The sequence below is a fragment of the Flavihumibacter profundi genome (genome assembly GCF_020076305.1).
Taxonomy (GTDB): Bacteria; Bacteroidota; Bacteroidia; order Chitinophagales; family Chitinophagaceae; genus Flavihumibacter; species Flavihumibacter profundi.
The window spans coordinates 173500-193426 of record NZ_JAIQXE010000004.1 but is presented as its reverse complement, the minus strand read 5'-3'; the positions used below and the strand labels follow the sequence as shown (position 1 = coordinate 193426).

The 19927-nt window shown below is 42.1% G+C and carries 11 protein-coding genes; 1 reads left to right on the top strand and 10 read right to left on the bottom strand.

Annotation, left to right across the window (positions count from 1 at the left end):
• Positions 1–34: 34 nt before the first annotated feature.
• The 6 genes from LAQ65_RS21235 to LAQ65_RS19185 form a co-directional block, all read right to left on the bottom strand.
• Positions 35–3781: a S8 family serine peptidase gene (locus LAQ65_RS21235; protein WP_394369743.1), complete on the bottom strand. Its 3747-nt coding sequence runs from the start codon at positions 3779–3781 to the stop codon at positions 35–37.
• Positions 3782–6469: 2688 nt separating this feature from the next.
• Positions 6470–6925 carry a Crp/Fnr family transcriptional regulator gene (locus LAQ65_RS19205; RefSeq protein WP_224118632.1) on the bottom strand — a complete coding sequence of 152 codons (456 nt, stop codon included), beginning with the start codon at positions 6923–6925 and terminating at the stop codon, positions 6470–6472.
• An 11-nt stretch (positions 6926–6936) separates the two neighbouring features.
• Positions 6937–9690, bottom strand: coding sequence for an MFS transporter (locus tag LAQ65_RS19200; RefSeq protein WP_224118631.1), 2754 nt, complete (start codon positions 9688–9690; stop codon positions 6937–6939).
• Between the two features lie 41 nt (positions 9691–9731).
• The gene (locus LAQ65_RS19195; protein ID WP_224118630.1) at positions 9732–10343 is read right to left on the bottom strand and encodes an HD domain-containing protein; all 612 of its coding nucleotides are present in this window, start codon (positions 10341–10343) and stop codon (positions 9732–9734) included.
• A gap of 43 nt (positions 10344–10386) precedes the next feature.
• Positions 10387–11547: a molecular chaperone DnaJ gene (dnaJ, locus tag LAQ65_RS19190; protein ID WP_224118629.1), complete on the bottom strand. Its 1161-nt coding sequence runs from the start codon at positions 11545–11547 to the stop codon at positions 10387–10389.
• Positions 11548–11569: 22 nt separating this feature from the next.
• Positions 11570–12157: a nucleotide exchange factor GrpE gene (locus LAQ65_RS19185; protein WP_224118628.1), complete on the bottom strand. Its 588-nt coding sequence runs from the start codon at positions 12155–12157 to the stop codon at positions 11570–11572.
• Positions 12158–12298: 141 nt separating this feature from the next.
• Here LAQ65_RS19185 and LAQ65_RS19180 point away from each other — a divergent pair, with 141 nt between their 5' ends.
• The gene (locus tag LAQ65_RS19180; RefSeq protein WP_224118627.1) at positions 12299–13471 is read left to right on the top strand and encodes a class I SAM-dependent rRNA methyltransferase; all 1173 of its coding nucleotides are present in this window, start codon (positions 12299–12301) and stop codon (positions 13469–13471) included.
• A 21-nt stretch (positions 13472–13492) separates the two neighbouring features.
• Here LAQ65_RS19180 and LAQ65_RS19175 read toward each other — a convergent pair whose 3' ends face one another.
• The 4 genes from LAQ65_RS19175 to LAQ65_RS19160 all read right to left on the bottom strand — a co-directional run bounded on the left by LAQ65_RS19175 (position 13493) and on the right by LAQ65_RS19160 (position 19869).
• A complete protein-coding gene (locus LAQ65_RS19175) occupies positions 13493–13816 on the bottom strand; it encodes a T9SS type A sorting domain-containing protein (protein WP_224118626.1) in 324 nt (107 codons plus the stop codon).
• Between the two features lie 127 nt (positions 13817–13943).
• A complete protein-coding gene (locus LAQ65_RS19170) occupies positions 13944–14474 on the bottom strand; it encodes a redoxin domain-containing protein (protein ID WP_224118625.1) in 531 nt (176 codons plus the stop codon).
• Between the two features lie 15 nt (positions 14475–14489).
• Positions 14490–15524, bottom strand: coding sequence for a PorP/SprF family type IX secretion system membrane protein (locus LAQ65_RS19165; protein ID WP_224118624.1), 1035 nt, complete (start codon positions 15522–15524; stop codon positions 14490–14492).
• Positions 15525–15528: 4 nt separating this feature from the next.
• Positions 15529–19869, bottom strand: a complete 4341-nt coding sequence (locus tag LAQ65_RS19160; RefSeq protein ID WP_224118623.1) for a PKD domain-containing protein — start codon at positions 19867–19869, stop codon at positions 15529–15531.
• Positions 19870–19927 lie beyond the last annotated feature (58 nt).

Here is a 19927-nt window from a genome sequence, read left to right as displayed (position 1 = left end):
AGGCCCTCATTTTTTCTTTTGCTCATTTTTCTTTTTATTGTTTAATAAACTTGAATGTTTTACGTCCGCTTGGTAAATTAACCATAATGTAATACTGACTGTTTGCCAGGTTACTTATTCCAATCCTCATCTTCCTTGGTGACAGTTTCAGTATTTCTGCCGGCCTTACCTGTCGACCAATCGCATCTACAACTATGATATCTTCCTTTGAAACCTTGCTGAAATCTCCTTCAATGTAAACCTGGCCATTGGTAGCCGGGTTTGGATAAATGGTTTCCCTCAGCACTATATCCATTCCGGAATTCATAGCACTTAAATTAGCTGAATTGCCACTGGTGCACTTACTGGATGTTGAACTGGCATCACTAGTCGATGCTGTCTTTTTGTTCTTGTCTATGCTTGCAAGATACCAGGTAATCTTAACTCCATTGAAATAGATGTAAAATTCATAAGTTCCAGGCAGGAATACTTCCGGTGGATTTCCATTGTAAGTTGCCCCAGGTGAAAGGATGATATAATTATCCGATCCCAATGGAACATAAACAGGAACGGAATTGGAATTCTGGTAAGAATACCTTGCCCTGTAGGTCATGCCATTCACTGGTACGGCAAGTTGTTCAATACAGATCAGTGTTGGCCTGACAGATTTTGTATTTCCACCCGATGGGTTTACATACAGGGTGGCTGAATTGTTGGTCAGGTTATAGTAATTGAGTTTGGCCAGGTTGGCTGTCGTTACATTCCTGATTACACTATACTGGCCTGCAGCCATATTTGAATTGATAGCTATACCCGAAGTTGTTACATAAGTATTGTCACTAATAGCATCAGGTGGTACCAGTGAACTAACTGTAGAACTAAAGGCAGGTAGTGATCCACCCTGGCTAAAGTAATAAATAGACTGGTTCATGTTGATCGTGAGATCAGCTTTGCCGGCAATTACTTTAGCTACTATTTCCTGTGCCGGGTTAAAATTACCATCACCCGCCTGGTTATACCTTACCCTGCCTGTATCAATTCCACTGGTCATAGTGTAAGTGGCACCAGTATTTGAAAGTGGCGCAGCGCTGGTATACGTTACCGGTAATCCTGAACTGGCTGTTGCTGCAACAGTAAAGCTGGTTCCATAATTGGCGCTTGCCGGAGATGCAGTAACAACAGTAATTGTCTGGTCGGCTTTGTTAATGGTTAAAGTGCCATTCGTTCCCTGTGGCGGATTTACACTATAATTGGCTGGTTGTGTAAACAATGGGGTAATCGTATAGGTGCCTACAGGATAAACCGGACCTGCATAAGGTACTATAACAGAATTCACTACCTGGCTCACCCCAAAGTTGATACCACCGGCGAATACAGTACTGTCATCCAAGGCATCAGTTTCAGGGTTATAAACATAACCTGTAACAGTTGCCTTGAAATTAATAGTGTCCTTATATTTTGCATTTATGTTATTTGCGGTCACCGTCATTGGTGCTCCAGTTACTGTAAGATCCCCTGTTCCATAGGTTATGTCATAATTGGCGCTTACTGGCAAATATGCTCCTGGTACTATTTTATGCGGGTGGCCTGCAGTAGTAACTGTTAAGCCAGTGACCATGTTAATGGAAATATAGCCTTCTACATATCCTTTTGTGATATCATCATCATCGAGCAATACGGCAACATTGGAATTGGAATTTGCCGAGAATAAATTACTATTCACCAGTGGTACAGGATCACTTCCGCTGTTTGTTAACACTCCGTTTTGGATGAGGCTGTTAGAAAGTGCACTAACTGAAACTGAGTTAGTGGCGTCTACAGAGATGTCTGCAAATCCGTATGGAGTTGCTGAAGGATCACTATTCATGACCACATTAGCCCGAGTTACACCACCATTGGCCGTAAATGTAATATAGTTAGCCCTTGTCACGCCACCATTGGCCCTTGTTACCCCGCCATTAGCAGCAGCATTGGGGTTACCACCTGAAACGTTGGCACGTGTAACTCCGCCATTGGAACTTACGACTACAAAACCATTGATGATGGCATCAGCATATACCACAGTATTGGCCCGTGTAACTCCGCCATTAGCCCTGGTAACGCCACCATTGGCCCTTGTTGCTGCATTGTCAAATGGTATGCCATTTGCCCTGGTTACCCCGCCATTGGTTAGCCTGTTTTGCAGGAAATAATTGAGGGCATCTGCAGATATATCCACAACATTGGCCCTGGTTACACCACCGTTCGCCCTGGTTGCACCACCATTAGCGTTCTGAAGGCCGGTTTCGGTAATCATCATGGCCAGGTTGGATCCCGGAAGTTGGGATTCATCAAAACCACGAACCAGCGCATATCCATCGGCGATATAGCGGTTATGTTCTGCAATGATCGAATCCAGTACAGTAGAGTCAAGGTTAGTCGTACCTGGTGTGGTGTATTCGAATTTCACCGGATCGATCTCATTGCCATAAGTAATGGTCTGGTCTTTGGGTTTAATATTGATATGCAATTTTTCAATGCTTAAGCCACCATCAAGGAAAACATAATTATACAATTCTGCGTATTGTAAGGGAATTGCCGGGGAAAATCCATCTACAGTGACTTTAATGGCCTGTGCATTACCCGCGTCACTTGTACTGGTTGCTGCAGTTGTAACATGAACGGTAGCAGTGTCGGGTGCACCATTAAGTCCTGGCTTAACCAATCCCAATCCTGCCAGTGTTAATCCGCCAGGAAGTGGCTGTGTCCTGTCTACTGGTATTGTATCGCTGCCTATTAACAAATCATAATCTAATACTGGCAATGCCTCACCATATTTCTTGGTATAAGATTTAGCCCTGAGGGTAATTTTGGTCCTGTTGGCATCCAGGATATTAAGACTGTTGGAACATTGTCCATCAATACCCAATTCACTGGTGGAGGGGCTACATACTTTTATCGCTGGGTTTCCGGTAAATGGTGCTATTTCTGCCGAGAGTGTTTTGGTAGCCAGATCAACTGTTGTTGGTACAGGTGAACCATCAACGCTTATGTAAGTAGATGTTGTCAGGTAGTTGCCATCCACAACAACATTAATTACAGTTGAACCGCTCGACGTCTGTGTTGCAGTTACCTGTGTAATAATTGGTGTAGGATTACCTTCCGTTAATAAGGCTTTATAGGCATTCAATAAGCCTGCGCCGCTCTTATAATCAAAGCCGCTAATGGGATCTTCACCGGTATAAACGATATTGGTGGCTGTTTTCTTCAGCGTATCGCGCATGGCCATGTACCCAAATGCTGGCTTGCTGGGGTTCAGTCTGTACCTGGCTTCCAGTAGTAATGCAGCCATTCCTGCAGCATGCGGGGCAGCTGCCGAGGTTCCAAAGAAATAGTGTGGTGTTACGCCAGCGGTTAATTCCTGGTCCGTGTAAGGATTACCGTTAATATCGAGCAAAGGCCTGTCACCCAGGGTTACACTGGTATTTACGCCATCCGGTGCAGAAATGTCTGGCTTTAAATTATCAATGCCATTGGTTGGCCCACCCCAGGAAGAGAAGGGCTCTGCCTTCATAAGATTGGCTGCTACTCCATAGGCAGGGGTCAGGTTATATTGAACTGCTCCAACGGTAATTGCTTCTTTTGCATTGGCATGACCAATAATAGTGGAAGGATTAGGATTAGGGGAATCCAAAATTGACCCGCTTCCTTTAAAAAGGATATATTTATAGGCAACATCAGCACCAGTTAAAGGCCCACCTGCCTTTACCACCTTAAGGTAAACAGTAGTGGGATTTGTTACCGAGAATGGAAGGATTTCCATTGGATCAGAACCGGTATTAATGCGGTTATACCCGAGGATGTTTTTCCCGGTATAATCAGTCAGGAAAATATCTACATCGAATTTTGCGCCAGTGTTGGTAACTCCACCGTAATTCGCCGAATAAAAATCATCATTCCACTGTAATACAAGAATATAACTACCTGCATAGTTAACCTGCAGTCTTTGCAATGTATCACCGCTTGGTAGTGGAATCGCTTTGCCATTTGAAAGGCTTGGGGAGAACTTATTTTCGTATGCTTTATTTCCAAAATTACCAGCAGAAGTAAAATACAAAACACTGTCTTTAGTTACTTCCTGGATCGCTTTGGTTACCAGTCCGTCTTTGAAGAATGGGGAAGATGCATAAGTAATATCATCCACTATAATATCGCAGCCTCTATCCCTCAGCTGCCGGATGCCTTCAGCCATATCGCCTTCTGAAACAAAACCGGTCCTGAAGGCCAACTTAGCGCCCGGAGCTTCTTCATATACGATTTGCATCATAGCGCGGCCTTCATCTGACATATTTCCAGCAAAGGGATAATCACCCAGGCCCAGGTCGACATCCGCTGGCAGGTCGCCATTGGATACATCAGTTGCAGCCGCTCCTTTTTTATTGTAGCTGTCTGAAATGACCCCGATTTTTATGGCTTTCGCAGTGCCGTCTTTTGCCTTGTATGTAGAGCCCGTAATGCCATATCCTGCCCTGGCAGAACGGGTGCCCATTGTACTGTCACCACCAGTTCTATACAACCCTCCGGAGGTGCTCGCAAAGGTTATTGGGGGCGTTACGGACCTGATATATTTAAATAAATCCGGGTGCTGGTTCAACTCTAATAATTGGCTGATGGTATAAAAACCAGTGATAATATAGTAACCAGGATTGTTTGAAATGCCCGATTGATTGAACCCATGTGTAACTAAATAATTCGTGGCATTGGTAATACTACTATCCTGCAAAATGGCTTCAATCAAGACCCTTGTCGGATCTGAAGGGTCAAATATGAATAAATCTATTTTTTGTTGACTCGTATAGTTATAGGTCACCAATTGCGTCAACACAGCATCTACTACACTATCTACCTTAAAGGGGTTACCATCAACTGCACCATTCACACAGGATGTTACGGTTATGTCGTCGGTAGCAGTACATCCATCTGAATTGCTTACGACGAGGGTGTATTTTCCCGCCGTAGAAACTGTTATGGTTGGCGTTCCCTGTCCGGAAACAATATTTCCTTTGGTTGTAGTCCAGCTATAGGTTGGATTTGAAATATTGGTTGTTCCACTGAGTTGAATGGAATTCACCGTACATCCTATATCTGCAGTAGCTGCACCGCCATTGATCAAAGCTGTTGGTGATACACAATCGGAAGCCAGCGGGGAGTAAGTTATGTTTGCTCCGCTATTGATGACAACTTGTTTTCCGCTCCAAAATGCACCAGTTAAATTTGAATTTCCAGTGCCAGAACCGATACTTATATTTCCATTTGGTGCCCACACAGTACCAAGGTATTTAGACACTGATGAACTGGAACCATTTGAAATTTGAAAACTGGTGCGGCTGGTTCCGCCGTTACCCTGTACTTCAGTATAGATGCGGGTTGCTATAGTTGTGTTTGTACTACCTGTTGGTCCATTCGTGAAACTGGTTGCAATTTTGTCGAGAATCATATTACCCTTAACCAGGATAATAAATTTTCCGGTTGTAGTACCATTAAAATTAAAAACGAAACTATTGGAATTGGTAAGGGTAAAGGAGTTAATTGTATACACCCCAGGACCATTAAAAGTAATCGTTTTGTTACCAGACAAGATTATATCCCTGTATTTTGTCCCGGGCGTTAGGGTTGCATTGTTCTTAATATCATTTGTAATACCTGTAAGGTCAATGTTTGCAGGTGAAGGCATTGTGGGAAGGGTAGGCATTTGGTTGGTTAACACAACCTTATTGGCTGCCGGAATTGCGGGGCCTGTATAGGTCGCCCCGATAGGTTGTATAACTTTGGCAGTTGATGCAACAGTTGCACCAGATATATTGATATTACCATTTACAATGATATCGCCACCAAAGCTGGCAGAGGAACCGCTTTGAAGAATATTTCCTGTGAATGCCGGCACCACAATATTCGCGGCAGTAGTTATTCCTGGAATAATATTTCCATTCGCGAGAACTATCTTACCTCCACTATTAAGGTTCTTTCCAAATTGCAGATTGCCAGATGTACTGATCAATTTTTTACTACCAACAGAACCAGGACCTGTTAATGTATTGGATGAACTTATTTGCACGGTATCCCCAAACAATACAAAGTCAGCACGGTTTAAATTAGTTTGTGCTGAAGCGGAAGTGGATAAGGTCGTCTGGAAAACAAGGTATAGCGAAATAAGCTTTACCCAATAGCGTAAATATTTTCTCATGGTTAAACATTAATAAGCTGCTGCAAAACCTACCACTTAAAAGCCACCAACGTGATTTTCGGGTAGTTTCCGGGAATCAGGGTGGACAAATCATGTTAGAACTTATGCAACAATAGTGTACAAATGGAATTTATCCTTTTAGAAATTGATGCTCCATGGGGAATTAGACTAAACGAGCATTAATAGGAGTGGATAAGAGAGTAAGGTACTTAATTCGGGAAAGTTAAGTATAAAATTATTTATATGCAAGTGAGCGGGAAAAATACCCTACCTGTTTGAGGAAACCGCCCGCTCATTCTGGGCCCTTAACCGCTGGCAAAGGATTTTGATAAAGCCCCTGGCTACTTCCGGTCTCGACTCGATAAGTTCATAAAATGGTTCCTGGTCTATGCGGAATAAAATACAATCTGTCTGGCAGGTGGCACTGGCAGACCGGGTTTCGGCATCCAGCAGCGATAATTCGCCGAATACCTCTTTATCCCTTAATACTGCCAGTATGGTATTCCCTTTGTGGATCCTGACCTCACCACTGCGTATAATAAACATGCAATCACCCGTATCCCCTTCTTTAAACAGTAAGGTGTTTTTTTCATATTCCTCCTCCTGCATTAGTGGTGCCAGGTCGGCCAGGATATTTTCAGGTGTATCCCTGAATATGGTTAATGATTTGAGGATCAATACTTTCTCAACTAACAAGAGTCTGTCACTGGAAGAAATATTCATAATCGTTTTTTTTACGCACAGGCATACCGGGCAGTTTCCTGAAGAATCTGGTTGTCTGCTTCAAGGTATTTATCAAATAACCTGATATCAACTGTTAGTCCGTATTTCTTCGAGATATACATTGAACATGCTTTGGTCCAATCCTGGTAAAAGATAGGTTGCTCCGATAATATGCGCCCCAATACCTGGCTTGTTTGCTGGTAATGAATATCTGTGTTCAGAAACTTCAAATCATCGCATTTCCGGTCAATTGGAATGTTTTCATACAGAATGTTGAAATACCGGCCAATATCCTTTCTTACAGTCAGTTCAATTATTTCCATAGCGTTGGCTATACTTTCTTTCTGGTTGGCATCCAATCCCCTCCGGACCTTCCTGATCTGCTCCCTGTCATACAGGAAGGAGAAAAGTCCCAATAGTAATTCCCTGATTTCCTGCAACTCTAAATTTACTGCATTGTAAATGAGTTGGGAAGGAAAATCATCAGTTGGTAATGCTTTTTGCATGTGCAACAATTCAACAGCATATTTTAAATATGCCCGGGCCAGTTCTTCGAAAAAAGGTCGTATTTCATTACCAGCCACATATTTACTTCGGTATAATGCTTTGATGATTTCTGATGATGCTGCCGGTGTTGTTTTCAATAAATGGACCAGCAGCTCATGTGCATTAGTCCCACCGATTTTACCACATGAACTAATTAGTTGCTGTCTTTTTGTATCACTGAACTTATTTCCGGATAAAGCCTTCCTGATATGAGGAATAGCCTTTTGCCCCGCCTGTTGCAAAGCTTTAAATACTGCCTTATCATCCTTGCCTATTTGTTTTAATAAAACCTCGAGGCTTTGATCAAGCGCTCCCTTCCCGATTGCAATAATGGCTTTATGTCGAATAACAGGGTCATCACTTTCAATTAAAAGTTCATGGTCGGGATGGTCATATTCATCTTTAACCTCTTCCAGAATCGTAAGGGCGATTTCCCGCTCTGCCGCTATGGGACTGCGCAATAATTGTTGTAATTCTATTTCTGCCGTAAGTTTTGTTGCCGCCCGATGGTTACTTAGCATACCAATAATTGCTGCTTGCTTTAATCCGGGATCAGGGTTATGCAGGTAGGCATGTAAAACGGGTGTACTTTCGGCAAGCCTGCAGATTGTTTTTATAGCTTCTTTTTTTACAGAAACGGGCGAACCTTCTAAAAGCATAGAATTTAATTCTTCCTTAAGGCTATTGACTTGTTTGCTTCCTATCAGTTTTATCGCTTCTAATCTAACTTCCTCTGAAGGGTGGTGCAGGAAACTTGTGAGTAATTCTGATGATAAAGGGTTCTGTTTTGTACTGATCATCTGCAATATGCTCAATACTTCGGGGTAAGTTCCCATACCGATTTTTTCCTTGATTTTTTGAATTGTCTCCGCATCATTCAATATAAATTCTTCCTGGCTGAAAAACCGGCTGCTGATGGTTTTTACCAGCATATTTACATATACATTGTTTACCCTTATAATGCCAATGATCCAGAAAGCGGCAAGAACCAATAATACATAACAAAGAGTTATAAGGTTGACTTCTTTTTGGATATGAAACAACACTAGTAAAAATATACCGCAAAATAAAGTTGCGAAGGGATCCATTATGCCCTTAACAATATTATGGGCCCTTAATCGCTCATGGGTTGGCAAAGGTTGCATAACTGTTAAAAGAACCGGCGCGTTGATGGCTGCCCGTAATACGTCAATTGCAATATAAATGCCCCCGAAAAAATAAAATATTGTCATTTCGTTTGACGTTTGGGAAACGCTGAAAATTACTGTGAAAACCAATAGCACCATGGCTATTGGGGTTATAAATAAAGATTGCCTGACCCCCAGGTTTGAAGTCAGTCTTCCTGTGAAAACGGTTTTCGTAATCAAAGCAGCAACCGCTAAGCCGGTATTATATAATGCAATGAAAGAAGCCAGCGATTCATCATCGTGGTATGCCTCTTTTACTTTGGCATAAAATCCATAAGTTACAATCAGGATACAAGCCGATGCCAGGAAGGAAATCAGGGCGATACGAAAAATTATTTTGTTGTTGAAGAAGTTATTTACCAGGATCCTGATGGATTTCTTTTCTGCATGGTACACTTTCTTATGCCCATGATCATGGTTGAATATTTTTTCCTCTTTCCTTGCAATACTAAGTAAGAAAGGAATGGAGCAAAGCATACAAAAAAAACCGATTAGCAACAGGTTATTTAAGCCTGTATATTTAACCACACTATATGCCAAAGTATAGCCGATAAACTTTGCTGGAATATCTCCGGCGCTAATCACACCAAAAAGCCTTTTGCTTTGGCGCATATCGAATAGCTGGGCCGCGATGCCCCAGAATTCCAGGTTGTTTAAAAGATATAATACATAAAACCAGGATAAACTTATATAGTAAATCCAGTCTTGTGTGAAATAGTTGTCTCCCAATATGACCAGTAAAATACTGCTGGCCATCATGAGGGTAAGTCCAAGGTTGAATTTTTTGAATGGAATTTTGTGCTCAAATTTTGCATATACAAATCCAGCGCCCCAAAGCAGGAAGGAAGAAATAACCATAACCCAGGGCAATTTTTCTGCGGGATACTTATGGAGGAACCGGGTGAATTCTGCTGTGAAAAAAAATGAGATACCAGCGCCCTGAAAAAACTGAAGCCAGAATAATTTCTTGACAACATCCCATTCATGGGTGTGTACATTAAAAATTTTCAACCAAATATGGTTGGGTTTCATGCGCAATAAGCTATTTAAAATTATTGATCCCGTTTCCCTTGTTATTTGGAAATCCGGGCTTGTTGCTCTTTTAATTTGGCAAGGTGCTCTGATTTTTTCGGCGCACGGATTAGTTTGGAACTCTGGGTGAAATACTGGTGTTTTTCAAAAAAAGAAATCTGGAGAGGGTCCCAATCCAGTTCATTTTTAATAACCCCATATTCCAGGAACTCCTGCTTCAGGTTGTTGCTTATTAAAGAAAAATCATCCCTCCCCAAATAATCAAGGTCTGCATCACAGATGATTTCTTCCATCAGGCAGGTAGGGCTTTGAGGAATCTTTGTAGCCATGATCATTCCATTAATCTGGTCAATTTCACCAGTCGTTAATGAAGAGCCGGTCACTGCTTCCTGCATAATTTCACATGAGGTGGCTTCATGTCCTTTGTAAACAAACAAAAAGCCGGTATCATGAAATAATGCCGCGATCCTTATAAGCATCAACTGCCTTGGATCAGTGATTTTTTCTGCAACAGCAATCCTTAGTGCCTGGTCTAAAACATCGAGGGTATGTGCAAGATTGTGGTACGTTAATCTTGGATCTAAACCTGATGTCAATCGTTGGATAATTGCCTTTTCTATGGCTATAAAACCCGTTTCATTCATATGCCGCATAAATTACTACTTTAAATATAGGAGTTATTTTGCGGCTGGCCTATCACGAGAAAATTTCTCTTACTTTATCAAAAAAACTTCGCTCGTTCTTATCCGGGTTTGGCTGGAAGTTTTGTGAATGCTGTAATTTTTCCATTATAGCCTTCTCTTCACTGCTCAAATGCTGCGGTGTCCAGACGTTGATATGGATCAACTGGTCACCTTTTTCATAGCTGTTTACAGCAGGGAATCCTTTTCCTTTTAAGCGGAATATTTTTCCACTTTGGGTGCCAGCCGGAATTTTTATTTTGGCCCGGCCATCGATGGTGGGCACCTCTACCTGGCTGCCAAAAACAGCATCTGGTATTGATATATGCAGGTCATAGGCGACGTTCAGGCCATCGCGCTGTAATTCTTTGTGTTGTTCTTCTTCAATCAAAACGATAAGGTCACCCGCTGGTCCGCCTCGCTCACCGGCATTTCCCCGGCCACTTACATTAAGCTGCATTCCTTCCTGGACGCCGGCAGGGATGTCGATGGTCACAGTTTCTTCACCATAAACCCGTCCTTCCCCTTTACAGCTTCCGCATTTGGCTGTTATCGTTGTACCCTCACCGTTACAAGTGGGACAAGTAGTAACTGTTTGCATTTGGCCAAGGAATGTATTGGTTACCTTCCGCACCTGGCCACTACCGCCACAGGTACCACAGCTCTGTATGCTGCCTTTGTCTTTTGCGCCGCTTCCGGAGCAGGTTGCACAGGCAACATGTTTTTTTACCTTAATATTTTTTGTAACCCCTTTTGCGATTTCTTCAAAATTGAGTTTCAGTTTCACCCTTAGGTTGCTTCCGCGTGCCCCTCTTGCCCTTTGTCCACCACGTCCGCCGGATGTACCTCCCCCAAAAAAAGAACCGAAAATATCGTCCCCGAAAATATCCCCGAACTGGCTGAATATGTCCTCCATATTTCCGCTTCCACTAAATCCACGACCGCTGTTGCCCAATCCTGCATGCCCGTACCGGTCATATTGCGCCCTTTTATCGGCATCGCTTAATATTTCATAGGCTTCTGCTGCTTCCTTGAATTTTTCTTCTGCTGATTTATCACCGGGGTTACGGTCGGGGTGGAATTGCATAGCTACTTTGCGGTAGGCTTTCTTGATTTCTTCCGCTGTAGCTGTTTTGGCAACCCCTAATATTTCGTAATAATCTCTTTTTGTTGACATTTCTTTTTGGTTCAGATGCTGTTTATTTTCCAACTACCACTTTCGCGAAACGAATAATTTTATCATTCAGGAAATAACCTTTTTCCACTTCATCAATTACTTTTCCCCGCATGTTTTCTGTTGGTGCCGGGATTTCCGTTATTGCTTCGTGCCGGTCTGCGTCGAATTCACTGCCAATGCTTTCCATGGGCTTCAGGCCCTTTGCATTCAGAATATTCCTGAACTTATTGAAAACCAGCTGAACGCCTTCCCTTAAAGCATTTACGTCGGTACTATTGTCCATCTGTTTTTGGGCACGATCAGCGTCATCCAGTACTTCCAACAGTTGAACAATTACTTCTTTCCCCGCAGTTTGGATCAGTTCCAGCCGCTCTTTGGCCGTCCTTTTCCGAAAATTGTCAAATTCAGCAAACTGGCGAAGGTATTTGTCCTTCATTTCGGCCAGTTCTGCTTCAAGCCTTTCCACATCGCTAATCTCTTTAACCGGGTCATTCAGGTGGCTGGTACCAGGAACATCACTGTCTGCATTGATGTCAAAATCTTCTGTGTCTTTTATATTTTTTTCTTCCATAACGAACAAATTGGCAGCAAACCTAGCACATTTTGCCATTTTTGATGGTTTCTTATGGCAAACGCATGCCAGCATTGCTTACTTTAAGGTTGTATACTATGTGGCAATTTTTTTGCCATCCCGGGTATCTGGACAATTTGTCTTATTTAAAGGGTCTGCTCTTCCCCTAACTTTGCCGGCATGACACAAGTTTACCTGAAGAAGAAAATCAGTCGCAGAATCGAAAATGGCCATCCCTGGGTCTTCGCCAATGAGGTTGATAAGACTGTAGGCCCATTGTCGGGCGGGGATATCGTAGAACTGCTTACCCATGATGGAAAATTCATTGGTAGGGGCTATGCCAACCCGAAATCATTAATTTTTGTACGCCTTTTAACCCGTAATAAGGGTGAGATAATTAATGAAGATTTCTTCTTTAATAAAATTAATACAGCCTGGAAATACCGCCAGCAATTGGGTTATACTGAAAACTGCCGCCTGGTTTTTGGGGAAGCAGATTTCCTTCCTGCCCTGATCATTGATAAATTCAATGATTATTTTGTGCTGCAAACCCTGGCCCTTGGCATGGATATCTGGAAACCTGCAATAGTAAAGGCATTGCAGGCAATCTTCAAACCCAAGGGTATTTATGAAAGGAATGATGTTCCGGTACGGGAACTGGAAGGGCTGCCCCAAATTAAAGGATTTTTATCTGAGCCGTTTGATACGCAAATCCTTATACATGAAAATGGATTGAAATTTATAGTAGACGTTGAAAATGGGCAAAAGACCGGTTACTTCCTGGACCAGCAGGATAACCGACGTGCAATACAGCATATAGTAAAAGGGGGCGACGTACTTGGCGCATTTACGTATACTGGTACTTTTGAAATCCATGCTGCGCATTATGGTGCAAAATCTGTACTGGGCCTCGATATTTCTGCTACAGCAGTTGAGCAGGCCAATAAAAATGCAGCGCTGAATGGATTGTCTGATAAATGCGTTTTCCAGGCCGTAAATGCTTTTGATGTGCTAAAACTTTGGTCAAAAGAAGGCCGGCAATATGATGTGGTTATGTTAGACCCGCCGGCATTTACCAAGAGCCGTGAAAATATCCAAAAGGCGATTACCGGGTACAAAGAAATTAACCTTAGGGGGATGAAACTAATAAAACCTGGCGGCTTCCTGGTAACTACTTCATGCACCAATCTTGTTCAGCCGGAATTATTCCTGGAAATAATTGAAATGGCAGCCAAAGATGCCAAACGGACCCTCCGGCAGGTTGTTTTTCAAACACAGGCGAGTGACCATCCGATAATATGGGGCCAGGAGAACACACATTACCTGAAATTTTTAATTGTCCAGGTCCTATAGAAAAATGATAAAAGATTTGAATTAACGAGATACCTGGAACCTTCCGGTTTGAACAATTTTGCCGGTCTTGTCACGCAATTGGAATATGTATATGCCCCTGAAATATTGGGTCAGTTCAACGGTAGTCTTAGGGTTCAGATTTTTTTGCTCAAACACTTTTTTGCCCAGGAAATTGTAAATCTGGAAAGTGTAGGATTTGTCAAAAGTTTTTGGAAAGTCAAAGGTGATTTGTGATACAGCCGGATTTGGATAAAATTTTACTACAGCCGTTTCCTGCAGGCCGGACTGGGACATCCCCTGTATGGAAAAAAGCAGTAATATGGATAATGTAAAAAATATCCTCATGGGCAATTTCAGGTTATAGGAGCACCTCGACAAGATATTCCATTTTCTCCAAAGTTACAATGCCCCCGGGGAAAATAAACCGGGGTAGTAAAATACTTACCACTCCGGTCAAATTCTAACAAATATTTTAGTTCAGGCGTTGCAGTGTTTGCTGTATTGCATCGAAATCGGGGAGGTCTGTCACCTTATCCAAAACCTCGGCATATTGCACAACTCCCTCTTTATCAATAACAAATGCTGCCCTTTTGGAAACCCCTTTCATATCGAATACGAAATCATTTATTAATGAATAATAGGCTGCCGACGCTTCTTTATTGAAATCACTTAGCAAGGGGAAATTTAATTTCTGATCATCCTTGAACCTGGCCAATGTGAAAATAGAATCCACACTGATTCCAAAAACCTGGGCATTTGTATTATTATACTGGGAAATATTGTCCCTTACATTACATAGTTCTGTTGTACATACACTGGTAAACGCTTGTGGAAAAAACAGTATTACCACATTCTTCCCTTTATAGTCACTAAGGCTAACCTTTGTTTTTTCAGAATCAAACAAACTGAATTCAGGGGCTTTTTGGCCAACTTCTACTTTCATATTGATGTTTCGTTTGGCAACATTAACAACAACAGCAAAAAAAGGTTGATATATTTTCAAGGCCTGGATTTCTGCTTAGAACCTGGGGCAGAAGATCTTGAATTTTGAAGAACTTTCCCTGTCAAGGAAACCAATATAGGTAACAGACAACTCAAACCCGCCTCTGCCCTGGCTGGCTGTTTTCAGCTGAGAAACATTTACATCATAACTAATTCCTATGGCAAATGGGTGATAATCAATTTTAATTACAGGAATAAGAGCATCTTTCATCCTTAAAAATGCGCCTGCATATAAAATATAATCAGGTACATCTGGGCTCCCTATTTTGTATCCATACAAAGCCCCACCAATAATTTCAGTTGCTGTTCCCTGTTTGGAATAATCTGCCTGCAGGTTAAAAAATGCCTGTTCGTTTACATCAAAACGGACACCTGCAGAATATACCCATTTCGGATGTAAAGCTTCATTTGCATTGCGATAAAAGGAGTTTGACGGCCTGTTTAGGTGATGATAACCAATTCCGAAAAATAGGTTATTTGTATTTTCGGAGCCGAAGGAAGTATTGAAACTTGTACCAACACTTGCATCAGCATACATGTAATTGGCATTGGCAAATGATTCTCCATCGGCTATCGAAGGGTTATAGGCGCCACCAGTAAACTGGTTGTCTGTTGTTACTTTTGAACGGTCTATACTTTTTTGCACTATACCACCCATAAAGCCTACCGACAGGTACATATTCCTTTCACTGCTCAAAGCTTTATGGTAGTTTACTGCAGGCAAAATATGGGTTGACGTTAAGGAAACCGTGCCTGCCTTGTCGTATAGCATCTGGATTCCTGCAGTAATGAAGTCGTCACTATGCCCTACAGGCATCTTATATTCTGCGTTGAATGAGCCACTCTTATAGGCATTGGTAAAACTATTCCATTGATCCCGGTAAACAAGCTGCGCCCTTATATCACCAGTAAAAATTCCCGCTAAGGATGGATTGCGAAGTAAAGGCGCTTCATAGAATTGGGAGAAATGGATATCCTGCGCAAACCCATTAAATTGGGTTGTAAGTGCTAAAAGCAGCAGGGTGATAATATGGATTTTGGTTTTCTTCATGTTGCTATCGGATCAGGGTAACATTACCTTTAAGTGGCACTATCTGTGCGTTGTCGCAAATCACCTCAACTATATAAACATAAGTATCAGACTGTGCCGGTGCTCCCTTGTATTGGCCATTCCAGCCTTCAGAAGGCGTGTTGGCGGGGAAATTCTTCCGTTCAAAAACCAGTTCTCCCCAGCGATTAAAAATACGCATCGACTGTATTCTGTCAACCCCATTTCCCCTTGGGTAGAATACATCGTTCTGGCCATCATTATTCGGACTGAAAGTATTCGGTATAAAATAATTTTTATCAACGCAGATCACCCTGACTACCATGCTGCTGTTAGCCCGGCAACCATTGGAGTCGATTACTGCAATTTTATATGTTGTGGTAAACCGGGGGTTTGAATATGGTACGGCACAGTTTGTACAACTCAGGGAAGTTGGTGGTGTCCATGTCCAGGTGGAAACATTGCTGCTATAGGTAATGGGCAGATTAATGCCCGTTCCAACCGGAATAACCACTTCAGGCTCATTGGTAATTACAGGTAATGGCCAGACTGTTATAATACTAGCTGTATCATTGGAGCAGCCCAGGGTATTGGTAGCGGTTAATGTTACATTTTGCGGACCAGCTACAGTATAACGATTAGTAATAGATGCATTTGTTGATGAGGCACCATTTCCATAGGTCCATCGCCAGTTGGTTACCGTATCGGCTACCTGGGTTGTGGCATTAAGTTGGATCGAATTATTGATACAAATTTCGTTTGGCCCGAGTATAATCGGAACGGGTGTAAGGTAAACCCTTACAGTGTCTGTATAAGAGTTGAAGCAACCTGTTATGGTTGTGATTTTCTGGCTTACCAGGTAAGTTCCCGGCTCTTTATAATATTTTATCGGATTTTCAAGGTCACTGGTTGTACCATCCCCAAAATCCCAGAGCCGGTTTGTTATGCTATCATTTCCAATACTATAATCAGTCATTTGTACAGAACCAGTATCACAGAACTTTTTCTTATCCATATCGAAAAGCGGGTATACGCCTTTTACCAGAACCTTTTGGCTGTTTCCAACAGCAACCAGGCAATTCAGGCTATCAGTTAGTTCGACGTAAGGCGTATAATAATTGGGTCTTTTGTATGTATGTGATATAGGCAGGGTTTGTGAACTGTCAATTGATCCGTCCCCGAATATTAATCTGAATTTTGTTCCTGGTGGAGGGGTGCCATTGAATGTTGTTGTGATTTCATTGCACGCCTCTTTCGGTCCAAAAGTGAAATTAAGGTACGTGAAAGGATTATACAGGTTAACAATTGCAGATGCCGAATCTATGCAGCCGCCATAACCACGTGTATACAATTTGGCAGTATACCGGCCATAAGTGTTATAGAAGTTACTGGTGTTTGGAAGTGTGGATGTGTTGCCATCACCGAAATCCCAATACAGGGAATCGTAGTCTTTTGCATCGGAAAAGAATTTTGTTTCAAGCGGCGGGCAAATTGAAGCAGAGTCGAAGATGCTGAATAATGGTTTAGGTGCAACCACCCTGATATATTTTAAACGCTCTAATGAATCAATGCAACCAAACTTATCAGTAACAATCAATTTAACTGAGTAGACAGAATCAGGCCCGGCATACGTATGCAAAGGATCTTTGCCTGTAGAACTTTTGCCATCCCCGAAATCCCAGGCATAACTAAGGTTAGTTCCAATTGTGCTATCAATGAATTGTAAATTAAGATTAGGGCAATAAACGGTATCCCTGGCGCCAAAATTAACTGCGGGCTTAGTGATGGTGGCAATTGCGGTTTTTGTAATTGTGTCAATACAACCGAAATTATCTGTTGTCGTTAATTTAATATCATAGGTTCCTACTTTATCATAGCTATGAACGAATGGTGCAGCTGTAAAAGATTCGGATTTCCCATCACCATAATCAAATTTCCAATTTGTGATTGTTCCGGAAGGTGTAGAAAGGTCAGTTAAGGTTATTTTACTATTCAGGCAACCTCCGTTATTAGTCACTGAAAAATCTGCATCGGAGCCTACAATTTTTATAAACCCTGATTTTTTTATACTGGAGATACAACCATGAATATCTTCCAGGGTTAGCGTAACATCATATGCACCTTTGACAAGTATACTTGAATCAAAAGTTGAACCTCCGTCACTGCCAGTTGCTGATCCGATTTTCCAGGTATATCGCTTTACTTGTGACAGGTCTACATTAGTCGCCGTCAGCGTAAATATTTCTCCACGACAAAAGGTTGGTTTATTAATCGTGATGTCTGGTAATAGCTTAAGGACAGTGATGGTTTGTGTTTTGGTGTATTCACAAAGATTATCCTTTACTTTAAGGGTTACGTTATAAGTGCCGAAGGCAGGATAAATTGTCGGTGGTGGCTGGAAAGCTGCTGATGTTTGACCATTGCCAAGATCCCAGAAGTAAGTGGTTGTACCATGCTTGGGATCAGTTATGGAGGAGTTTGTAAAAGTTACGCTTAACGGATTCGCACAATTATAAACAGGGTCAAATTTCGCTACCGGCGCAATAGTATATAAAAGGTCTGGTTTTGTGAGTGTATCAGCACATCCATTATTAAATGCGATTAAAGTAACAGTCATTTTACCGGTATCCTGGTACAGATGTGCCGGATTTTCATTACTGGCTACACCTTTATCTCCAAAATCCCACAACCACTTGTCCGCAGGCGTCGAAGTCGATTTGAAGTAAACGGTATCGCCCGCGCAGGTGGTGTCTGTTCCTGTCGAGAAATTCACTGTTGGTTTTGTACCCGTTTTCACTGCTTTGGCCAGTGTGTAATTTTGAACGCATCCGCCATTGGTGGTAATCTTTACACTTACATCAAAGGTGCCGGCAGTGGTATAGGTGAAACTTGGACTAACACCCGATCCGGTTCCACCGGCTACGCCAAAATCCCAGGCATAACTTGCTACACCATCAATGGTATTAATAAACGCAGATGGATTTATAGTTAATGGCATACAACCTTCTGCAGGTAAACCTGAAAAATTAATGGTACCAGGTTTTGCAATTTTGACAAATAAATTTTTGGTCAATGTACTCGGACAGCCATTTGCTGTGGTAACTGTCAATGAAACATTGAAATTTCCTTCACTGGTATAAGTGTGCTGGGGGTCAGGCAGGTTTGAAGTACTTCCATCTCCAAAATCCCAGAGGATATTGCTGGCGCCGGGGGTAAGGTTCTTGAAATTTACAGTATGCGGTGTGGTACAGCCCAGGGGGTTAGTGGCTGTAAAATCGATTACAGGTGGATTCGTTATTTTGATTTTCTTAGTAAAAACTCCTGTGCACTCTGCATACTGATTGGTTAGTTTGATCGTATAAGTGCCCGGTGTATTATATACTTTCACCGGATTTAAATCAGATGAACTGGTGCTATCCCCAAAATCCCATAACACTTTCGTAGGTGTAGGTGAGCCTTTATTGATGAGGGTAACCGGGTTACCCGGGCAGGTACTGTCGGGACCTGTAAAACTGGTATTATTTCCGCTGAAAGTAATCGGTTTTGAAATGCTTCCTGAGCAGCCATAACTACTAGTTGTTTCAAGTTTTACGGTATAGGTACCTAAGGCATTATAGATAGTGGAAGGGTTCTTAATTGTTTGGTTATCACCGTTGCCGAGGCTCCATTTATGGACCAGTGTTCCGGGGCCTGTTGTTTGGTTAATAAAAGTTACGGCTACTGGTGCAGCACAATCGTTGGTCCGGGTAAAATCAAAATTTGGTGTAACCCCATTAATAATACGTATAAACCGGGTTCTGGCACCTGTCACTTCGCATCCAGCAGAGGTTTTAACGGTCAGGGAAACATTATAATACCCAAGGCTGGTAAAAGAATGAGTAGGGTTTTGGTTGTGGTCTACAGCAGTACCATCTCCGAAATCCCATGTCCAGCCCACAATATTGCCAGAAGGAACAGTTGAAAGGTCTGTAAATTTAATCGATGCCGGACTACAACTAATATTGGTACTGGCTTTGAAATTTACTGTGGCAGATGGGTAAACAGTTATATAATTGGTCTTTATTTCATCATCGCTTCCAGAGCTATTGCTTACGACCAGTCTGACCGTATATGTACCTGGCTGGTTGAACGTAACAGTAGGGTTTTGGCGTTGATCGAGTTGGTTAGTGCCAAATTTCCAGTTCCATGAAGTTGGTTTATTAGTTGATTTATCTGTAAAAACAACGCTTAAGGGAGCGCACCCTGAAGTTTTACTGGCAGTAAAATCCGCAGTTGGCTTTTGGGCAAAAAGGGATTTCCCACCCATAAAAAGCAGGACTAGGACAAGGATAATATGATTTGTTCTCAACAAGTCGGTTTTTGTTTTTCAGAAAAGCAACTTGTTTTCAAAGGGTTGTTCGGACGGT